This window comes from Blautia sp. AM42-2 (assembly GCF_003480245.1).
GTDB classification, from domain to species: Bacteria; Bacillota; Clostridia; order Lachnospirales; family Lachnospiraceae; genus Fusicatenibacter; species Fusicatenibacter saccharivorans.
In genome coordinates this window covers 25927-41110 of record NZ_QUIM01000018.1, presented here as the reverse complement: position 1 = coordinate 41110, position 15184 = coordinate 25927, and the positions used below count along the sequence as shown (strand labels likewise).

Annotated in this window: 16 protein-coding genes; all 16 read left to right on the top strand. The window is 44.7% G+C overall.

Going from position 1 to position 15184, the window contains the following annotated elements; genetic code table 11:
• Positions 1-655 (top strand): hypothetical protein (locus DW915_RS14680; RefSeq protein ID WP_207665595.1); only part of this gene is annotated, 655 nt, incomplete at its 5' end.
• Positions 656-894: 239 nt separating this feature from the next.
• A complete protein-coding gene (locus DW915_RS14675) occupies positions 895-1086 on the top strand; it encodes a hypothetical protein (protein ID WP_118742380.1) in 192 nt (63 codons plus the stop codon).
• Between the two features lie 2 nt (positions 1087-1088).
• Positions 1089-1784: a hypothetical protein gene (locus tag DW915_RS14670; RefSeq protein WP_118742379.1), complete on the top strand. Its 696-nt coding sequence runs from the start codon at positions 1089-1091 to the stop codon at positions 1782-1784.
• Between the two features lie 188 nt (positions 1785-1972).
• A complete protein-coding gene (locus DW915_RS14665; RefSeq protein ID WP_118742378.1) occupies positions 1973-2248 on the top strand; it encodes a hypothetical protein in 276 nt (91 codons plus the stop codon).
• A gap of 15 nt (positions 2249-2263) precedes the next feature.
• The gene (locus DW915_RS14660; RefSeq protein WP_118742377.1) at positions 2264-2899 is read left to right on the top strand and encodes a PH domain-containing protein; all 636 of its coding nucleotides are present in this window, start codon (positions 2264-2266) and stop codon (positions 2897-2899) included.
• Positions 2900-3091: 192 nt separating this feature from the next.
• Positions 3092-3709, top strand: a complete 618-nt coding sequence (locus tag DW915_RS14655; RefSeq protein WP_118742376.1) for a TM1812 family CRISPR-associated protein — start codon at positions 3092-3094, stop codon at positions 3707-3709.
• An 85-nt stretch (positions 3710-3794) separates the two neighbouring features.
• The gene (locus DW915_RS14650) at positions 3795-4604 is read left to right on the top strand and encodes a hypothetical protein (protein ID WP_158581070.1); all 810 of its coding nucleotides are present in this window, start codon (positions 3795-3797) and stop codon (positions 4602-4604) included.
• 115 nt (positions 4605-4719) lie between these two features.
• Positions 4720-5025 carry a hypothetical protein gene (locus DW915_RS14645; protein ID WP_055226101.1) on the top strand — a complete coding sequence of 102 codons (306 nt, stop codon included), beginning with the start codon at positions 4720-4722 and terminating at the stop codon, positions 5023-5025.
• A gap of 6 nt (positions 5026-5031) precedes the next feature.
• On the top strand, positions 5032-6111 hold the full coding sequence (locus DW915_RS14640) for a hypothetical protein (RefSeq protein WP_118742374.1): 1080 nt from the start codon (positions 5032-5034) through the stop codon (positions 6109-6111).
• A 14-nt stretch (positions 6112-6125) separates the two neighbouring features.
• Positions 6126-7544 carry a type IV secretory system conjugative DNA transfer family protein gene (locus DW915_RS14635; RefSeq protein WP_158581069.1) on the top strand — a complete coding sequence of 473 codons (1419 nt, stop codon included), beginning with the start codon at positions 6126-6128 and terminating at the stop codon, positions 7542-7544.
• Between the two features lie 19 nt (positions 7545-7563).
• Positions 7564-8814: a hypothetical protein gene (locus tag DW915_RS14630; RefSeq protein ID WP_118742372.1), complete on the top strand. Its 1251-nt coding sequence runs from the start codon at positions 7564-7566 to the stop codon at positions 8812-8814.
• A gap of 110 nt (positions 8815-8924) precedes the next feature.
• A complete protein-coding gene (locus tag DW915_RS14625) occupies positions 8925-9503 on the top strand; it encodes a YbjN domain-containing protein (protein ID WP_118742371.1) in 579 nt (192 codons plus the stop codon).
• Positions 9504-9520: 17 nt separating this feature from the next.
• Positions 9521-9799 carry a hypothetical protein gene (locus DW915_RS14620; RefSeq protein ID WP_118742370.1) on the top strand — a complete coding sequence of 93 codons (279 nt, stop codon included), beginning with the start codon at positions 9521-9523 and terminating at the stop codon, positions 9797-9799.
• Between the two features lie 5 nt (positions 9800-9804).
• On the top strand, positions 9805-10023 hold the full coding sequence (locus tag DW915_RS14615; protein ID WP_118742369.1) for a hypothetical protein: 219 nt from the start codon (positions 9805-9807) through the stop codon (positions 10021-10023).
• A 125-nt stretch (positions 10024-10148) separates the two neighbouring features.
• Positions 10149-10853: an ABC transporter ATP-binding protein gene (locus DW915_RS14610; RefSeq protein ID WP_118595223.1), complete on the top strand. Its 705-nt coding sequence runs from the start codon at positions 10149-10151 to the stop codon at positions 10851-10853.
• Positions 10854-10860: 7 nt separating this feature from the next.
• Positions 10861-15126 carry an FtsX-like permease family protein gene (locus DW915_RS14605; RefSeq protein WP_118742368.1) on the top strand — a complete coding sequence of 1422 codons (4266 nt, stop codon included), beginning with the start codon at positions 10861-10863 and terminating at the stop codon, positions 15124-15126.
• Positions 15127-15184: the final 58 nt, after the last annotated feature.

The window sequence follows — 15184 nt, the reverse complement described above, 5'->3', positions numbered from 1 at the left end:
AGATTTCTATGAAACTATAGTTCTTCCACCACCCGCTAGAAAGCCGAAAGGCAAGCCTATGGATGTGATGGAAAGATCGTGTTCTTTCGTTGATGAAGCAATCTATAAGGATGAGAAATTGACGATAGTTCATGAACTTCAGAAGTATAGATTTATGCAGGTGAGAAAATCGTTAGATTATTGTTCTGCTTTTGATGCTCAGATTGAAAAACTCGTATCAAACCGTAGAGTATATATACTTAGTGAATTGGAGAATATTTCCGATAATAGTGCGTTTGGACAGATTCACTATGAGACAGAATTATTACTTGATCATGCGTGGCAGATAAAGCGGTGGGACTTAGGCATTGAAGAGTGTGATAGGCTTTTGAATAGTATCTTAAAAATAGAAGAGCGAAAGAATTCTGATATGGTTATTCAAAGTGTTGGTGTTCTGAAAGATAAAATTAAAAGGTGCAAAACATTATTCTTGTTTATGTTTGGCATAGGCGATAATTCTGAAACAGAAGTTTCGAAAACAGAGCTGATAAGTTCGTATGATGATCCAAACTATATTCTGGGTTGGTGTTTATGGATTTTTGAGGATGAGGATGCCACAGCCAGCGAAAAGATGGACAAGATTTTAGAAAAAATTGAGATTAAATTAGGGGGTTAGAGACGGGGAGACTGACAGATAAAAGATGCGTTCTGTCCATATGTAAATCTGCAAGTACATAATCAGTCTGAAAATCCCAAGAGGTTCTGTGACATTAGCAGAAATGTCGCAGAGCTTCTTTTTTTATAACTTTTTTCCCCGATACGACAAAGACGATGTTTAAAATGTTTCGTATACTGAACGTGTACTTTAGAAATGGATGCTTTGAAATCTATTTAAAAGTGAGGGAGGTATTCGAAATGAAGAACTCAGTTCAGAAACGTAAAATAACACAGTTCAATGCCAGCCGTGGAGCAGAACGTGAAAATGTCTTGAAAAAAGGTAATATCTGGACCCGCCCTACGACCTGCATGGAACTGAAAACCAGGTACAAACGTAACCGACAGAAAAAGGAAACCAGACGAATGGTTCTGAGATACGAGGAGGTTTAAGCATGATCAAAGCAACTGCATTAAAACCGGTAACTGACGAAAACAGAAATCTTGTAGCTGATGTACTGACAAAGAGAAGCCAGAATATCAAAATCGAGTATTCTCAGAATGCTGAACTGGTTCCTCCTGCAGTGGAAAATCTTGCATGTAAGATGCTGCATCTGGATGCAGAAATCAGAGGCCTTCTCAATAATCTGAGAGGATTCTATGTAACAAAACAGGAAGACTTCCATCTCAGCCTGCGCGGCCTTTCGAAAGAGGCAAAGAGCAGTATTATTGATCTTTTTGAGAGTCTGTATGGCGTTATGTCTGAAATTCGTTACTGCGCAGACTGTGATGTCATCAACGGTAAACTGATTTTCAGCCCGAGAGCGCAGATGTTTATTACCGGCCAGTACATGGAAATCGCCATCCGCAAGGCCGTCCAGGATGTCCTCACGGAACTGGAAAAGAAGCATCAGAAGCAGTTTAAGCTTTATGCAAACACAAAGGTGGCGACTGTTGACGGCAGGCTGAAGAACGAGTTTGATCTGATCATTGAAAATGTGACAGATGTGAATGTTATGACAGAACAAGAAGCTACATCATGCTATCAGAGCATCCTTACGAAGCGAGGCACCTATACATATAACGCAGAAATTGCAGGAACGATCCTGGAATTGTTCAGTAAAATAGATGGAAGCAAGCTTAGCAAGTAATTGTAAGACATACATTCTGGATGCAATTAGAAGAAAAGAAGTTTTGCGGTATTAGCTGAAATGCCGCAGAGCTTCTTTTTTTGTATCTTTTTTTTCTGATATGCGGCAGAGGATGTTTTGAAAATCCTGTACACTAAACTTGTACTTCAGAAATGGAACATATCATCGAAAGCAAAGGAGGAAACAAGATGAGTTTTGATCCAAAACCGGTAACATTGGAAGAGTATAACCAGAGTCTCAGAGATACTGTGAATGCATATTATGAACATGCAATGCAGGATACTTCCATGACAGAAGAAGATGCAATTCAGTCAACGGCTGAAATGAGTGAGAAATACCTTGATGCGGTAGAGGAATTTCAGCAGGAACAGGACATGCAGAATGAGACAGAAGTAGATTCCGGTATCGAAGACTCGGAAGGCATTGATAACAGCGGTATTGATGACGATGGTATGGATGTTTAAGAGAGGAGAAAAAAGATGGAATCTGTAAAGAAAAGTGTGAAAAACTTTGGCAAAGGTTTTGGAATCTGGCTTATTCTTTTGTTGCTTAATACGCGAGCCGGAGAGAGCAGCGTGAATGGAATTAAAATTATCATGGATACGCTTCTTTCCATTATATTAATCGGAAATAATAAAAAAGCGAGAGAAGCTGCCCTGGGGATTTCTGCATTAACGGTAGTGGTAACGTGTCTGAAACTGCCAGGTGACGTGGAGATGCTTCTTCTGATAGGGATAGCTGTTCTGGGTGTTATGGTTCTGAAAAATATTCCTGATATGGAAGAAACTTCAGAAGCACAAAATGATTATTCAGCCAGTTCGTATGAGACAGATGATGAATTACCATGGAATACACGAAATGTATTCTGGCCATTCGAAAAATATTCCTTTTCGCCTGATCAGGGAATTTGTATTCAAAAAGGGGTGATAAAAAGAACATATATGAAAATCAAGACGAAGAATATACAGATTAGAATCAACCAGACCATAATGCAGCGTATTTTTCGGATTTGTGATATTTCGTTTTTGAGTGATTATACTGGGTTTGAGTATGGAAGTGAGGTGCTGAGAAATGTTCGCCTGAAATATGCTATGGAATTAAGTCAGATGGTGTGAGATAAAAACTGAAAATCAAACATATAAAGAAAAAAGATGTGAAACGATTGTATTTGTGCAGCGAACTGTCTATAATAATTTGAAAGAACCAATTGCATTGCAGACATTCAACAGAATCTACAGGAAGAAAAATTGTACAGGGATTCGGGATGTCTGCGATATTATAATGAATTATAAAGAGAGGTGCACAAGATGAAAAAAACGGTTATTTGCAACATTTCAATGAAGGAGAATCTTGATCAGGTGATATATTCCAGTACAGACAGATCTCTTCCTGTATCCGACAGAAAGGTGAGTTATCCGATTTGTGCGTTTCTTGAAAAAACTATGACATCGGAGGATGAGCTGGATGCTATTCTGCTGGTAAAAAAAGACAAGAATGATCATTACAAAAAAAATATAGAGCGTTTCAGGGAAGAACTGGAAGCAGTAAATGAGAAAATTGACGCCGACATTTCATATACGATAATCGATTCTGAATTTGAAGAGCACCAGACGGTACATGAGCAGCTGATGAAAGAAATTGTGGCGCATATTTCGGACAATTCCCATATTCTGGCAGACATCACATATGGTCCGAAGGACTTGCCGATTGTGTTGTTTACAACGCTTAGTTTTGCAGAGAAATTTTTAAACTGTACGGTAGATAATATTGTCTATGGTCAGGCAAGCTTTGAAAATGGCCGGGCGGTTGATACAAAGATCTGTGATATGATGCCGTTGTACTGTCTGAGCTCTGTCACAAATACAATTCAGTGCACAGACCCGGATAAGGCGAGAAGAATGTTCAATACACTTTTAACGTTTTAATTTTACAGGGGTGAGTGAGGGTATGTACAAGAGAGCTGATAAAGAAAAATATGAGAAACTGATTCAGGAATCGCCGTTGTTCTCTTTGGATAAAAAGGCGGAACCGGTAGCTTTTCGAAATGCACGTTTAAAAATGATAGAGAATATTTATCTGTATTTACTTTCCATAAACAAAGAAAAGTACGAGCCATACGGATGTGAGATTACAGAAATTGCAAATTACTGTATTGATAAGTATGATAGTACAAGGAGTGAATTTCTTCATTTTTTTAATTATGAATGGAAGAAGAAATTTACATATACAAAATATGAAGAAGGGCTAGAGGATACATACAAAGGAGTTCACGTTCCTGAAAATAAAATAAGAGCAGTTCGTAAGTATATCAAGTGTGCAGAAAAAATAGAAAAGAAGGATAAACCAGAAGAACTGTATTCAAAATTGGCAGAAGTAATGCAGCTTCCGGTGGAAACCATTCGAGAGCTGGCAAAACTGGCAGATGTTAAAGTTACGACGAGTAATTCAATGAGTGACGAAGAGGAAGAAGAACTGTGGAGTTATATTACAGGTAATGTAAATATTGAACGGGAATTTGAAGAGAAGGAAGAAGCAGAAAATATCCTGAATAAAGTAGATAAAGTGTTCCAGGAACTGAGAGCAAAGCAGCAGCCGATTGTTTCAGATGTTATCACAACAAAAATATGGCTGTGTCTGGAAGACTCGGAGCAGCAATATTCTTTTATCAGCAAAGAAGTGGCAGAAGAATGGAACAAAAAGGGTACATTGCCAACCCAGAGAGAACTGGCCAGGAAATATGGACGCGATGAGGCAAGCATCAGCAGGACGGTGAGAACTTTTCTGGAAAAACTTAAGAGAGAAATCGAACAAGAGAGGTAGTGTGACAGCAGAGGATCTGATATGTATATTGGATCCTCGTTTTTTTTTATAAAAAAGGTTAAGGGAAAACCAATGTTTCACTATATAAAAGTAGAACAGGGAAGGAGAAACGCATATGGAAAAATGCAGCAGAGAAAAACTGGTGGATAAAATTGTAAAGGAATATAACCTTACAGAAGAGGACGCGCATAACAAGGCGGTAAAAATACTGGAAAGATGTCCCGAGAAGCTGCGGCAGAATGTACAGGAATGGTCGGAAAATCGCACACTGACCGATATTTATATTGGGAAATATTCTCTGCCGATGATTCTGGCGATCTGGGACAGCAAAGATTTCTTAAGTGCGTGGGAGGTGATGACAGAATTAGCGGAGGGAGAGATTGAGACTGCAGAAATGAGGATCTGGAATATGAGGAGGTAGTCTGTTATGGGAGAATACGGAGTACATCCAACCAGATATGGGGAAGTAAGTGACGGGCATCTGTATTCCATGTTCCGCGAATCTGCTTATGCCCGGCTTTCGGAAAGTGAAAAGCTGGATCTTCTGCAGGAAGTAGTAAACAGAGATGCAATGGAGAAGGGGGAGATAGGCGCCCCGGAGGTACGGTTTGCAGAGCTTCCGGTAAATGAAAGCGGAAATGCAGCAGATGGTGTGATTCAGGTGAATCGTGATATGGCGGTCAGTGGAGTTCAGACGTTTGAATACAAAGGGCAGACTGTTCAGCACAGAATGGATGATTATAACTGCCAGACATTGAACACGATACTGCATGAAAATATGCATTGCCTTCAGGATCAGATTATTGATGGAACAATCCAGATTGACGATTTGCAGCTGACCAGTGAATATCAGGCGAACAGTTATACCAACAGTATCGTTTTCCAGAATGGGAAGGGTCAGTGGGGAAGCCAGTATATGACGGGGGAAACAGCAAATGGATATTACATGTATTATTTTCAGGCCACAGAGAGGGATGCGTACCATACAGCGGAAGAAAAGACAGCATCTATTCTGCAGGAGCTGTCCGGCAAATATGGAACAGAGGCGTCTTTCGAGGCATATACAAAGTCGATGGCCGCAACGGGATATCAGGCGATGGAACAAAAGGCAATTTTGGAATTTCAGAACCCCAATTTTGAAAAAGATCTGAATCAGGTTTTGCAGAACCAGTATTTTGGAACAAATGTAGAAGTAGATAAAAACACAGAAGAGACTGTTAAAGCGGAAATGATTGCAACGTATCAGAATCTTTATGAACAACTTGGAGAAAGTACAGCAGCAAACGAAGATGCGAAAATGTCATTTGATCCAAGGCCAGTGTCATTGGAGGAATATAATCAGGCAGTACAAAATCCGGCAGCGGCGGATGAGGAGGTGTATGAAGAAGCAGAAGAAACAGCAGAAAAAGGTCCGGAAGCAGATACACAGAGCCAGCAGGAGAGTGGAGAGGTAAGTGTATCGGATGAGGATATTGCCGATGGAATGGACAGTGATATGGAGATATGAAGGAGGAGAAAGCGATGTCATATGATTTTGGAAAAAAGAAAATTGGAGCCGGAGAAAAACAGGAAAGAAACGGGGGAATGTATAGTAAGACGCTGCTGGGACAGAGCATAGTTGAAAACGTCGTTCCATCCTGGACGGCAGATGGAGAAAACAGACCATTTGTGGTTTTTCGGGATCCGGATACCGGAAATGTTTTCGGACTGAGTAAGGACATGCTGGCATATGGTTTTCTGGCGATCGGTGCGCCGGGAACAGGAAAAACCAACATTTTTAATATCTGTCTGAAGTATCTGCTGAATGCACAGGGAGAAAGAGATGTGATCGTTATTTTTGATACGAAAGGAGATTACCTGGAGACTTTTGGAAGCCAGATTCCCGACAGTCAGAAGATTGTCATTGGAAATGGAGAGAAGTATCGGAAAATTACATCGTATCATAACATTTTTGCAGAGGTAATGCCCCGCGGAATAGACGGAAAACTGGTTTATACGACAGAATCGGATGAGGATGCCCTGGAGTTATGTGAGCAGCTGTTTCAGACGATGAACAGCGAAACACAGCCGATCTTTCCGGCAATGGCAGAGCAGGTAGTAGCAGCACTTATGATTTATTATATGAGAACATACTGGCGGTCAGATCAGTCAAAACTGAACAACCAGGAATTTATCCGTTTTCTGGCAGGCAGCACGAACGAAGACCTGAAGAAAATTCTGGAATTAGATTATATGTCAGACTGGCGCAGCTGTCAGGATTATATTTCAGGCAAGAGCAACCAGACACAGGGAGTGAACTCCTATTTTGGAGCGCTGCTGAGAAAAATGTTTGTAGGTCCATTTGCAAAATCAGATCCATCGAAGGAATTTTCCATGCGGGAAATAATTACAGGAGGAAAGAAGAAAGTAGTATTCATTGAATATGATTTGAGAAAAGGTCAGCTTCTGGCGCCGATCTATGGGATTCTTCTTGACCGTGCGCTTGCCCATGCATTAGGAGGCAGACAGGCGGTAAAAGGAAATACATATTTTCTGTTAGACGAAGCACTGCAGCTTCCTAAACTGCAGCATTTCTCGGATGCTTTGAATTTTGGACGTTCGGAGAATGTCAAAATGCTGTGCGGTCTGCAGAATACAGCCGGTCTTGAGGAACGGTATGGGGAGGCCGGAGCAAAAAATATTCTTTCTTCTTTTCAGAATATGGCAGCGTTTCGAACAAATGATTTTGATACCAGGCAGTTTGTGATTCATCGATTGGGAGAAAATTACCAGAATTTCAGTTTTTCTGCACAGCAGGAAAATCTGAATATTCAGAGAGCAGGGCATACCGTAGAGGACTGGAATTTATTGAGACTAAGGAATGGTGATGCTGTAGTGGCGCTGGCAGGTGAAAAACCGTTTATATTCCGAATGCCGCTTTACAGAGAGATAAAACAGTGAGTGCGTAAGGGGGAAAACGATGAGTAATAAGGGAATGATCATCAGAGAGTGTGAACATTTAAATTCTGCAAGACGGGTATTGGAGGGCCGCATTGACTGTGACATGTTTTTTCGTTCCATCTGCGGTGATCTTCTGATAACAGGAATGGAAGCAGGAAATAAGGAAATGGTGCTGTCATTGGTCAGGGCGTGCATGGAAAAAAGGGATGTTTCAACCATTGTCCTCACGAGTCATCAGGAACTGGCAGCGTTGATACAGCAGGATCAAAATAGGCGGAAAAGCGGTGCCGTCAGGGTGTCCTGGCCTGCAGAAAAAAATTATCATCCTTTCTACGGAATGTCTGCCCAGCAGATGCTTCGGTTTGTCTGCATGACAGCAGAAGAAATGGGATACAGCAGTATGGCCGGGCAGGTAATGATTTATGCGGCAGCGGTACTTAACATTGTTTCGACAGAATATCCAGTCTCACTGCCTGCAGTCGTAAAGCTTCTTGAGGAGGATGATGATTTTATATCAGAACTGGCTTTACAGCAGGGGCTTTCCAATGTTATTGCAGATAATATTCGGGCAAACCATGAAGCGGGCATTGTGTTTCGGCGGTTATTGGAGCGGCTGGAAGAAATATTTGAAAATATTTATGTGACGGGAAGCGATACAAAATATAATCTTCAAAGCGGCTGTAAAGAGAAACTTGATGGAATGGTGATATATGCCAGCTCCGGCAGTCAGCGGGTTTTTAACGCTTATCTGAAGGAGGAGATTTTTCAGACATTGAAGGATGTACCGAAAATCAGGATTCTTCTCGATGAGATGGAGTTTGCAGATGAAAATGATGAGCTGATGAGATACATCATGCAGTTAAAAAGACAAGGCAGAATTGAACTGATTGTAATATCACAGAATGTAAAAGAATCCATGAAAGGAAATGCAGATCTGGATTTTGCCAATGTTGTTCTGTTTCAGCATGGAACACCGGCTGCAACGGAAGAGATTTCGAAGGCTCTGTTTGGAACATATCAATATCATAAACCGATGCCGAACGCGGTAAAACCGCCTGCATTGCTTTTTACTTTTCAAAGGGCTGTGAACTGGCAGATTCAAAGTGAGGAAAGGCTCAGAGTGAGAAGCGAGGATCTTTCTGCACGTCCGGGGATTTTTGGAAGGCAGTCAGATTATCTTGCTGTAAAAACAACGGCGAACAACAATATTTATTTCATTCATACAGCAGATTTCCTGAAGAATACGGGATATGGTCTGACGGTTGTCTGATATCAAAAATAAAAGCTGAAAACGGTTAAGGTTAGATTTTTATTTCTCTATATAAAGATGAGACGTCTCTTACAGGAAAAAAGCAACAGAAAGAAAAGGTGGGTAAACATATGAAAAAAAGTACATATTCCAATGAAATCGCAAAGGCTGTAGAACAGTTTCTGAAAGAAAAGAACTGGCATTTTGATTTTCTTGAAAAAGCAGGATTGTTCAAGTTTGATTTAAAAATAAGCAGTAAAATTCGTAAAATCAAGTATGTAATAGATGTTAAAAACGATGAACTGGTTGTTTACGGAATCTGCCCTGTTCATGCGGATGAGAAAGATGAGGAGATGATGGCTCAGATGAGCGAGTTTCTTCATAGAGCGAATTATGGTTTGAAAAATGGCTGTTTTGAGTTTGATTACGAGGATGGAGAAATCGGTTTCCGAAGTTATATTGATTGTGACGGCAGACTTCCGTCTGCAGAGAATGTGAAAAACAGCATTTATTGTACGGCTGCCATGTTTGAACAATATGGAGATGGGATTACGTCCATTGTTTTTGCCGATTACTTGGCGCAGGAAGCAATTGCAATGTGTGAGAAGCCGCTGGAAGAGCAGTTTTCAGATGATGAACTGGATGAGGCGGAATTGGAAGAGGCGTTCGCACGTCTGGTAGGCGGCCTGGGAGGAGTGGTTAAGATCTGAGAGGAGAGTGACAGAGGATGATGCGTTCTGGAAATATTTTTGAACGGGAAGGCAGCAGAGGGCATGGCATGAGAACCGTATCGGGAGTGACGATTGCTGTGATAATCTGTTCTCTGCTGTCAGGGATTGCAGCAATTGGAATTATTTTGAATTTTGAATCGGTAACGGCCAGAATTACCGTTTTTGTTGTCAGGCTGTTATCATCTGCGTTTCCTGTTTTGTTAGTTGTTATAGCAATTCTTTATTTGGCGGCACGGCTGCGGTGGAGATGGCACAGAGATTACAGGAGGTGGTGATCTGCATGGATTTTGGTACAGTGACAGTATGGACAGTGATTAAAAGATTTTTACTCGGATGGATTGCGGCCGGAGGTCTGCTGGTAATTGTCAGTTGTGTGAAGTACAGAGAATTTATCATTACGGCATTTTTAAATAATACCTGGGCATGGATCAATGCACTGATGCCGGTGGTGATTATTCTGGTTGGGATAAGATGTATGATCAGGGCAGTATTGAAATAAAGGGGGGATGCCATTTATAAAAAAACAGTAAATTCGCCCACTTAGGACTAGCCGCCGCGGCTGTAGATTGATACAATAAAAGAAATAGGAAATATCGATTTTTTGCATAGGAGGAACACGGCGGCATGGCGGGATATGTGAGTCTTCAGGATGTAACCAAGACCTATCAAATGGGTGAGATTACCATCAAGGCTGCGGATGGGATCAGCTTTGATGTGGAAAAGGGTGAGTTTGTGATTGTTGTTGGACCGAGCGGTGCGGGTAAGACGACGGTGCTGAATATTTTAGGCGGAATGGACACAGCGACTTCAGGAAAGGTGCTGGTGGACGGGGCGGAGATCAGTAAGTATCGCGGCAAGAAGCTGATCCAGTACCGGCGGGAGGATATTGGATTTGTTTTTCAGTTTTATAATCTGATGCAGAACCTGACGGCGCTCGAGAATGTGGAGCTGGCGATGCAGATTTGTAAGCATCCGCTGGATGCGTCGGAGGTGCTTGCGGAGGTTGGGCTGGAAGAGAGAATGAATAACTTCCCGGCGCAGCTTTCGGGCGGAGAGCAGCAGCGTGTGGCGATTGCGCGTGCGCTGGCGAAGAATCCGAAACTGCTGCTCTGCGATGAGCCGACCGGCGCGCTCGATTATGTGACGGGAAAAGCGATCTTAAAGCTGCTGCAGGATACCTGCCGGGAGAAGGGGATGACGGTCATTGTCATCACTCACAACTCGGCGCTGACACCGATGGCGGACCGCGTGATTAAAATCCGAAACGGAAAAGTGGCGGGCATGAAAACAAATGAGAACCCGACGCCGGTGGAAGAGATAGAATGGTAGGTGGACGATGAGAGCATTTCGAAAAGACTTTATCCGGGAAATCACAAAGAACAAGGGGCGGTTTCTGTCAGTCTTTTTCATCGTGCTTCTTGGCGCGGCGTTTTTCTCGGGCATTCGGTCGGCGGAAGGAGATATGAAGGTTTCGGCGGACCGGTATTATGATGAAGTAAATTATATGGATTTGAAAGTCCTTGGAACGCTGGGGCTGACAGACGATGATCTGGCGGATATCGCGAAGACGGATGGCGTGAAAGCGGTCTACGGCGGAAAAACGGTGGAAGTGCTGCATGACATCGGCGAGAGCGAGCAGGTTGTGAAGCTGATTGCGCTGACGGACGGTGTGAATGAGCCGCGCGTGGTCGAGGGACGGATGCCGGAGAAAGAGGATGAAATTCTTGTTGATACGCAGTTTCTAAAAAGTTCCGGCTGTGAGATCGGAGATCAGGTAACGTTCACTTCCGGAACGGAGGATCCGCTCTCAGATTCGCTGACCGGGGACACGTTTACGATTGTTGGTTCGGCGACACTCCCTTATTATATGGATCTGAACCGGGGAACGGGCTCGATTGGAAACGGAAGCATCAACAGTTTTGCACTGCTGCTTCCGGAGACATTTACCTCGGATCTCTATACAGAGATTTACGTCCAGGCGGACGGCGCACAGGAAGAGGCGAGCTACAGCGATGCGTATGATGAGACGGTGAAGGCTGTACAGACGAAGATTGAAGCGCTCGAGGATGCGGCGTGCGACCGGCGGTATACGGCAGTCAAAACCGAAGGACAGGAAAAGATTGATGATGCAAAACAGCAGGTCGCTGATGCAGAGCATAAATTAGCGGACGCAAAAACAGAGCTGGATGACGGTGCACAGCAGCTTGCCGACGCGAAAGTGACGATTGCGGACAAAGAGCAGGAACTTCTCGACGGCGAACAGACGTTAAAGGACAAAGAACAGGAGCTTCTTGACGGAAAGCAGACGATTGCTGAGAAAGAACAGGAACTCCTTGACGGAAAACAGACCATTGCAGACAAAGAGCAGGAACTTCTCAGTGCGAAAGCAACCATCGCCGATAAAGAGCAGGAACTGGCATCCGGCAAGGCAACGCTGAAAGATAAAGAGGCGGAACTTGCGAGCGGAAAAGCGACGCTGGAAGCAAAGGCGGCAGAGCTGGAAAGCGGAAAAGCAGAGCTGAATCAGAAAGCCGATGAACTTGCAAGTGGAAAAACCACACTTGAGGCAAAAGCGAAAGAACTTTCCGACGGAAAAGCACAGCTTGCAGAGAAAGAAACAGAACTGGCATCCGGCAAAAAAGAGTTAGAGGAAAAAATGACGCAGCTTTCGGCGGCAAAAACCGAACTGACTCGGAAGCAGACAGAGCTGAATACTGCAAAAGAGCAGCTTTCCGAAAAAGAAACGGAATTGAATATTGCAAAGGAGCAGCTTTCCGCTGCACGCGAGGAACTGGACAACAAGAAAGCAGAAACCGCTGCAGGACGCACACAGTATGAAGCGCAGAAGGCAGCGTATGAAGAACAGAAGAGTCAGTATAAGACAGCCAAGGATCAGTTAGCCCAGATTTCCAGTCAGCTTCCGATGGTGGAGGCTGCGCAGACAGAAGTGACTGGTCAGATCGAGGTGATTGAGGCTCAGCTTGACGGACTGACGGAGGAAGATGAAGCATATGTATCCCTGTTGGAACAGAAAACTGCGCTGGAAGCAAAGCAGACAGAGTTAGCACAGCAGCTTTTCACGATGCAGGAGCAGAAAACATTTCTGGAACAAAACATCGCAGCGTTTGAAGCAGCAAGCGCTGATGCGGAAGCCCGGCTTGCGGCTGCAGAAGCTCAGATTACCGACGCAGAAAGTCAGCTTGCCGCTGCAGATGCACAATTAACAGAAAAAGAGCAGGAATGCGCCGCAGGCGAGGCACAGATTGCTTCTGCAAAAAAAGAACTGGAAAGCGGCGAAGCTCAGATTACAGAGGCTCTTGCCCAGCTTCAGGATGGAGAAGCACAGGCAGAAGCTTATCAGAAACAGATTGAGAATGGCGAAGCCCAGCTTGCCTCTGCCAAAGCAGCGATTGCCGACGGAGAAGCTCAGATTGAGACGAACCGCAGTAAATTAAAAGACGGAGAAACTCAGCTTGCGGCTGCCAGAGCCCAGCTTGCTGATGGGGAACAGCAGATTGCATCGTACCGACAGACGATTCAGTCGGGTGAGGCCCAGCTTGCGGCTGCAAAGCAGACAATTTCCAGTGGAGAAAGTCAGCTCGCCGACGCGAAACAGACGATCGCCGACGGCGAAACCCAGTTAGCAGAAGCAAAGCAGACGATCGCCGATGGAGAAAGTCAGCTCACCGAAGCAAAGCAGACGATTGCCGACGGAGAAACCCAGCTTGCCGACGCGAAACAGGAAATCGCCGACGGAAAAATCTCCCTTGCGGATGCGAAACAGGAAATTGCCGATAAAGAAAAAGAACTTGAGGACGGCAAAGCCGAATACGAAAAAGCAAAAGCCGACTCCGAACCAGAAATCGTGGATGCGAAGCAGGAAATTGCGGACGGTGAGAAAACACTCGCAGACCTGAAAAAACCAACGTGGTATGTCTGGGGACGGGATAAGGTAACGTCAACTGAGAGCTTCGGTCAGGATGCCGGCCGTATCTCGAATATCGGAAAATTCTTCCCGGTTATCTTCTTCCTCGTGGCTGCTCTCGTCAGCCTGACGACGATGACACGAATGATCGAGGAACAGCGTCAGCAGATCGGAACGTTAAAAGCCCTCGGCTATTCCGACGGCGTGATCGCCTTTAAATATTTCGCATACGCGATGCTCTCCACCGTATCCGGCGCTCTCGCGGGCGTGGTGGTTGGAGAAAAAATCCTGCCCTGGGTTATTATGAATGCCTACGGCATGCTGTATACCGGACTCCCGTATTACATGACCCCGCTGAACTGGGAGCAGGGAGGCCTTGCGATTCTGGCGAGTGCAGCCTGCACCGGCGTGGCGACGATCGCGGCATGCTACAAAGAACTCGCCGCAGGTCCGGCAGAGCTGATGCGGCCGGAAGCACCGAAAAACGGCAAACGGATTTTCCTGGAACGCATCGGCGTACTCTGGAAACATCTGAACTTTACGCAGAAATCAACCGTGCGGAATCTGGTGCGGTATAAAAAACGATTCTTCATGACCGTTATCGGAATCGGCGGATGCATGGGTCTGATCCTCGTCGGTTTCGGCCTTCAGGATTCCATCACCGCGATTGCGAAAAACCAGTTCGTCAGCCTCTTCACCTATCAGGCGAATGCTGTGCTGAATTCAGATGTGGATGAATCCGAAAAAGAAGCATTGCAGACTGATCTGGAAAACTACAGCGGCATCGATGAGCTGCTGGAAATGTACTGCCAGAACATCGAACTGCAGACCGACAAAAAGGCCGTGGATGCAGTGCTTGAAGTGCCGAAAGAACTGACGAATTTCAATGACTTCTATGCCTTCCGAGACCGGAAAAGCGGAGAAGTTTACGAATTCCCGACCGACGGCGGCGCAGCCATCAGCGAAAAGACAGCAACGATGCTCGGCGTAAAAGCAGGCGACACGGTTCAGCTGAAAAAAGGCGACGATATTGTGGACGTAAAGATTTCGATCATCGTCGAAAACTACGTGCGCCATTACCTGTATCTGGCCCCGGATCTCTACGAGGAGCTGTTCGGCGGGGCGCCGGATTACAACCAGCTTCTGATGAAATATCAGGACACGTCGAGCAATTATGAGACAGCACTCGGAGAAAAAATCATGACGTACGACGGTGTAGCGGCAATCTCGTTCACATCCGACCTGATTGATCAGATTGACAACATGCTTCGTTCCCTCGACATCGTCATCGTGGTGCTGATCGTATCGGCGGGCCTGCTGGCGTTTGTGGTGCTGTACAACCTGAACAACATTAACATCACCGAACGACAGAGAGAGCTGGCAACACTGAAAGTGCTCGGCTTCTTCGACGGCGAGGTGGCATCGTACGTGTACCGGGAAAACATGGTGCTGACACTGTTCGGCGTTATCGCGGGCATGGGAATTGGAACGTTTTTACATCATTGCGTAATTCAGACCGTCGAGGTCGATATGATGATGTTCGGACGAAACGTGTTCCCGCGGAGCTACGGCTGGAGCGCCCTGATTACCCTGGCGTTTGCCCTGTTCGTCAACTTTATGATGTTCTACCGGTTAAGAAAAATTGATATGATTGAATCGCTGAAAAGCGTGGAGTAAACAACAGAAAAAGGCCGTCCGCGGTGATGCAGAGAATCTGCAGAAACCGTGGGCGGTT